The organism is Arthrobacter sp. HMWF013 (assembly GCF_003061105.1).
Lineage (GTDB): Bacteria > Actinomycetota > Actinomycetes > Actinomycetales > Micrococcaceae > Arthrobacter.
Map to the genome: position 1 here is coordinate 1 of NZ_QAIQ01000015.1, position 5440 is coordinate 5440.

The following is a 5440-nucleotide window of genomic DNA, read 5'->3' on the forward strand; positions in this document are numbered from 1 at the left end:
TCACGGGTCACCTCACCGAGCAGATCACCCAAAGAGGTGTTATCCGCCTTTGCGTGCGCCGCCGATGGCGGCGTTTCGGGTATTTGGCTGCTCACAGGTGACGACCTTCCGCATCCCGGTCCGCGGTGCTGCGGAACGGATCCTCTTCATAACGCAACGGGGCGTCCGCAGCGGTGCCGGTTGGCAGGTTCTGGGAGGAGACGGGGCTGCCTGAGGCGATTCGCGGTTCGTCGAACAGGCCGCGGTCGTCTCCTGCGGCGAACACCGTCTCCTGCCGGATGGGGGCGCTTTGCTGGACCGGGGCGGTCCTCGGGACCGGAGGAAGGGTCTGGCCTGTGGCGCGGCCCTGGGTCTCCGGTGCACCTGCAGCCAGGCCTCGGGTGAGCCGTCCGGCGAGGATGCCCGCGCCGGCGGCGAGGAGCAGGAAGGTGCCCGGACGCTGCCGTGCGAAAGACTTCACTTCGGTGAGCAGCGAACCCGGGTCCCGGCCATCAAGCCACGATGCCACGGACTGCGAACGGTCCGCGGCCTGCCGGATGAGGTCCGAGGCGACGCCGGGCTGATCGGAGGCGTCCGCCATGGTGCGGAGCTCCGAGGAGATGCCGCGGATGCCCTCTGCGACCTTCTGCTGCTGGGTGCCTGCCTGGCTGGTCAGGTCGGCCTTGGCCTGGTACAGCAGATCGCGGGCGTTAGTTTTCGCTTCGGCGGCGACGTTGGAGGCTTCGGCCTTGGCCGTCTCCGCGACGTTCTGTGCTGCACCGGCGGCCTGGCTGGCGACCTGTGAGGCCTCTGCCTTCGCCGTTTCGGTCTTGGAACCGGACGCTCCGCCGGTGCTCACGCCGGTGCCCAGGGAAGAAGCGGGCACCTGGTTTCCGTACTGGTCAACGTTTCCGTAGGGGTCAACGCTGGCCGGGGCGCCCGTCTGGGGCCACTGGTTTTCAGTCATGGTCGCTCTCTCTTTCGTGAAGGGTTCGCTGACAGGAGCTGCCAGTCCTACTGGCTTCGCAATAGTAAGCAAGGTTACTAAATAGATACTAAGCACACTTGCTAATGGATGCGCAAGGGCTGCCTGTTAGGTGGCGGTTCAGCTTTGGGGTGCTGGCCTGCTCAGTGCCGGGCAGATGGGCCTTATCGTGCTCGGCGAATCCAGAGCCCGCTTGCCAAACAGATACTAAGCATGCTTATGGTGGATGCATGCCGGAGGCTCTCAAGGGAAGGAACAGCTTGCCATGACCACTGATTCAGAGCGCGAACTCCGGAACTTTTGCCAGCTCCTCTCACAGGCCGCACGCCTGGTCCAGCGGCATCAGGATGATGTCCTCGCGCCGCTGGGGCTCACCCGCGCGGCCGTCATAGCGCTTGAGGGACTTGCACCCGGTGCCCTGAACCAGGAACAGCTGGCCTCTTCGGTCCATGCCAAAAGCCAGACCATGGGCAAGATCCTTGCGAGGCTGCAGCTGGCAGGCCTCGTCAGCAGGAGCAGGCACCCCCGGGACCGGCGTCAACTGATCATCGGGCTCACCGGTGCCGGCCGCGAGGCCCTCGCCGCCGCGCAAGAAGCGGAGGCCCACGCCCTCCCGGCGGAGCTGGACGTCAGCGGCTGGCAAACGCTGCAGAAGGAGCTCGCCAGGTTCGTGGCGTCACTGCAGGCCCGGGAAATGAACGAGAGATCTGCATAGCGGGGTAAAACGCAAGCGTACGACGGCGGGACGTCCCGCCGTCGTACGCTTCCCTCTTTCCGTGGTGCGGGCGCCGCCAGTGGTTAATTTGGAAGCAGTGGTTCCGTTAAAAGCTGTGGTTGTGGCCGTGGCCCTGACGGGCGCACCATGATCGTATGGATGCTCAATTACCTAAGGCAGAGGAGTTGAGCCTTCCCCAGGCTTTCCTCCTCCTGGCAACGAACGACAAAAGCGGCGGACCGGACGTGCCTGCCTACCTGCTGCGGACCACCCTCGCCGGGGCCATTCTGGCCGAACTGGATCTGATCGGCGCCATTGAACTCGACGGAAGGTTCGTCCGGGTGACCGGCGATGCTCCCCAGACGGACCTCCAGCAGGAACTTGACCTCATCCGGCACAAATCCCGCCCCCACACCCCCAAACGCTGGGTCTCCATGCTGGAGAGCCGTGCGGAGGTGCAGCGCGTGTACCAGGGGATGGCGGCACATGGCCTGGTGGATCACGTCGGCGAAAAGCGGCTCGGCCTCTTCAGGACAGTGCGGTATCCGGAGAAGGACCACGCCCCGGAGGCGGCGCTGGTGCAGAAAATCGAGGCGGCACTCACCGACAAGCCGGGCGCGGCGCAGGCAGAGACCGTGCAGCCGGATGCAGCGCTGCAGCCAGACACCGAGTCGACTGAACCCAAGGCTACGGGTCCTCATACGACAGATCCCAGGACCAGGGCACTGATCGCACTGCTTCACGCCTCGGGGCTGCTGGAGAAGCTTTTCCCGGATGCCGATCGTGGCCGGGTTGGGCAGCTGTCAGGCAACTACTGGCCGGCCCGCGCGGTGGAGGACGAACTGCGGATGATCAGGCTGGCGGAGGCGGAATCCGCCATTCAGGCCTGAAACCTACGCGATCCGTTCCGGCTGAAGCCCCCACGTCAGCTTCCGGATAGCACTGCTCTGCAGTCCGCTCAACGCCGCCAGTTCATGCTCGTCCATCACCCGCAGCCGGCGGGCAGCGGCCAGGAGTTCCGCGCGCCGCCCTTCCAGGTCCGACTTCGATTCCTCAAGGACAGCCAGCTCCGACCTGAGTTCGCTGATGACGGCGAGGTGCTGTTCGGCGGGCAGTCCAGACGGGAACATGTCTTCGGAGGACAAACCGATGGTCCGAACCGTCCAGCGGGACAGCCCCGAGGCGGCGGCGAGCCCGGTGACCTTCAGTCCGTCGCCGAGTGCCTGCGCGATCTGCTGGTTCAGGCGGGCGGAGAGCGGGCGGGTGCTGCTCGCGTTGAAGGCAATCCGCTGGCGGTTGGTCCTGAGCAGCCCGCGGATCTTTTCCGCCTGGAGGGCTGCGGCATCCGGTTTTGGCGTGCCCCGGTAACGGTAGCCACCTCCGTCGGACTCCTGCAGAACGGCCACGGCACTCCTCGGTTGTCATCAGTTCTTGCGGCGCCGGGGAAGGGACCGTGCGGCGTACTGCCAACGCTAGACACAGCGATCAGCCAGCGGAAATACCAATAGTGCGTGGTCCCATAACCAAAAAGTTTGGGCGCGGGCCATAAGGGACGCTTATCCGCCCACGCACTTTAGGTCTTATCCAGAGCGGCCGGATTTCCCTAGGGTCGAAGGAAGCGGGAAGGAAACAAATACCGCCCCTCCTTCAGCCCTAGGAAGAGACCATGCCTGAATTTGCACCAGCATCACGAGTGTCCCGCATCAAGTCCTCGGCCAGCGTGGCGGCCGCCGCCCGTGTGCGTGAGCTGAAGGCAGAGGGGCGCCGGATCCTGGACCTCACGGTCGGCGAGCCGGACTTCGACACCCCTGAGCACATCAAGGCGGCCGCACTCGAAGCCATCGCCCAAGGGGAGACCAAGTACACCTCCGTCACCGGAACCCCCGCACTGCAAAAAGCCATCCTGCAGACACTCGAAGTCCGCACTGGCCTCCACTACACCCCCGCCGAGATCACCATCGGCGGCGGGGCCAAGCAGGTCATCTTCATCGCCTTCATGGCCTCCCTCGACGCCGACGACGAAGTCATTGTGCCCGCCCCTTACTGGGTCTCCTACCCGGACATGGTGCTCGCGAACGAGGGCACACCCGTGGTGGTTCCCTGCGGCGAGGAGGCCGGATTCAAGCTCACGCCGGAGGCTCTGGCGGGAGCACTTACGCCCCGGACCAAGTGGGTCATCCTGAACACCCCGTCCAACCCCACGGGCGCCGTGTACTCCCCGACGGAACTGCGTGCGCTCGCGGACGTGCTGGCCGGCCACCCCCACGTGTACATCCTCACCGACGAGATCTACGACCAGATCTACTTCGGCGCAGACCGGCTTACCAGCCTGGTGGAACTTGCCCCTGAACTGAAGGACCGCATCCTCGCCGTCAACGGCGTGTCCAAGGCGTACGCCATGACAGGCTGGCGGCTCGGTTACGCGGCAGGACCCGCACCGTTGATCGCCGCGATCAACAAGCTGCAGTCGCAGATCTCCTCGTGCCCCTCCTCGGTCAGCCAGGCCGCCGCTGCCGCCGCCCTCACGGGTGACCAGGGCTTTGTGCGGGAAAGCCGCGAGATCTACCGAAGCCGGCGCGACAAGGCGGTGGCGGGTTTGAACGCCATTGACGGGCTGTCATGCACGACGCCGGAGGGCGCCTTCTACGCGTACGTCAACTGCTCGGGGGTCATCGGGAAGGTGACGCCCGAGGGTCAGGTCATCGCCAACGACCAGGACTTCACCCTTTATCTCCTGGATGCGGCCTCCGTCGCATCCATCCAGGGATCGGCCTACGGGCTGGGCCCGTATTTCCGCATCTCCTACGCCACTAGCCTCGACATCATCGAGGAATCCATCGCCGCCATCGACAAGGCCGTCCAGGCCCTCAGCTGAACCGCACCCACCTAAGGAATAAGCCGTGATCCACGTCAAGACCAATATCGAACGCCCCGATGCCGACGCCGTAACCCGGCTGGCGAAGTTCTCATCCGCCACCATCCACGAGGCCCAGGGCCGCAAAGGCGCCCTCAGCTCCAGGATCAAGCCGATCGACAGGGCCATGTCCTTCTGCGGCCCGGCCGTTACTGTCCGCTGCGCGCCGCGGGACAACCTGATGCTGCAGGTCGCCATCCACTATGCCGAGGCCGGTGACGTCATCCTTGCCGCCGCGGGGGAGTTCGAGGAGGCCGGAACATTTGGCGACGTCCTGGGCAACGCCATGAAGGCCAAAGGCCTGGCCGGGCTGGTGACTGATTCAGGCGTCCGCGACACCCAGGACCTCATCGAACTGGGACTGCCTGTCTTCTCCGGCAGCATCTCCATCAAGGGAACCGTGAAGGAAACCATCGGCCCCATCAACCACCCCGTGGTCTTCGGCGACGAAATCATCTACCCGGGCGACGTCCTCCGCGGCGACGCCGACGGTGTGGTGGTGGTCCGGAAGGACGAGATTGAGGAGGTCATCCGCCTGTCGCAGGAACGTGACGACGCCGAACGCGAACTCATCGGACTGTACAAGGCAGGCGGCACAACCATCGAGCTCTGTAACCTGACCGACGTCCTGAAAGCCAAGGGGCTGCTCGTCGAACAGGCATAACTGCCGAAGACAGCTCAAAGCAGCCGCCGCAGGGACCGCCCTGCGGCGGTTTGCTGTGTGCCGGCGGTTGGGCTTGCGGCAACACAATGGCCGGGTTGGGCAGAGGTACTCCACGGCTGCTTCTAGCCGGCGCTGTGGAGGAACCGTTCGATGCCGTCCTCTCCGGGGGAGAGGCCGGTGTGG

At 65.1% G+C, this 5440-nt stretch carries 6 protein-coding genes; 4 read left to right on the forward strand and 2 right to left on the reverse strand.

Features of this window, described 5'->3' with window-relative positions; genetic code table 11:
• Positions 1-91 precede the first annotated feature (91 nt).
• Positions 92-946 carry a hypothetical protein gene (locus DBR22_RS00530; protein ID WP_108597291.1) on the reverse strand — a complete coding sequence of 285 codons (855 nt, stop codon included), beginning with the start codon at positions 944-946 and terminating at the stop codon, positions 92-94.
• A 283-nt stretch (positions 947-1229) separates the two neighbouring features.
• Between DBR22_RS00530 and DBR22_RS00535 the strand changes: the two genes are divergently transcribed.
• Together DBR22_RS00535 and DBR22_RS00540 are read left to right on the forward strand one after the other, a co-directional pair.
• Positions 1230-1679, forward strand: a complete 450-nt coding sequence (locus DBR22_RS00535; RefSeq protein WP_181364964.1) for a MarR family winged helix-turn-helix transcriptional regulator — start codon at positions 1230-1232, stop codon at positions 1677-1679.
• Between the two features lie 155 nt (positions 1680-1834).
• Positions 1835-2569 (forward strand): GOLPH3/VPS74 family protein, encoded by a 735-nt coding sequence (locus tag DBR22_RS00540; RefSeq protein ID WP_108597293.1) that lies wholly within the window; start codon positions 1835-1837, stop codon positions 2567-2569.
• A 3-nt stretch (positions 2570-2572) separates the two neighbouring features.
• Here the strand turns inward: DBR22_RS00540 and DBR22_RS00545 are convergent, their stop codons facing one another.
• Complete coding sequence (locus DBR22_RS00545; protein WP_108597294.1) at positions 2573-3085, reverse strand: hypothetical protein; 513 nt, start codon at positions 3083-3085, stop codon at positions 2573-2575.
• Positions 3086-3345: 260 nt separating this feature from the next.
• Here DBR22_RS00545 and DBR22_RS00550 point away from each other — a divergent pair, with 260 nt between their 5' ends.
• Positions 3346-4554, forward strand: coding sequence for an aspartate transaminase (locus tag DBR22_RS00550; protein ID WP_108597295.1), 1209 nt, complete (start codon positions 3346-3348; stop codon positions 4552-4554).
• Positions 4555-4579: 25 nt separating this feature from the next.
• Entirely contained in the window at positions 4580-5257 is a 678-nt protein-coding gene (locus DBR22_RS00555; RefSeq protein ID WP_108597296.1) for a 4-carboxy-4-hydroxy-2-oxoadipate aldolase/oxaloacetate decarboxylase, read from the forward strand.
• Positions 5258-5440 lie beyond the last annotated feature (183 nt).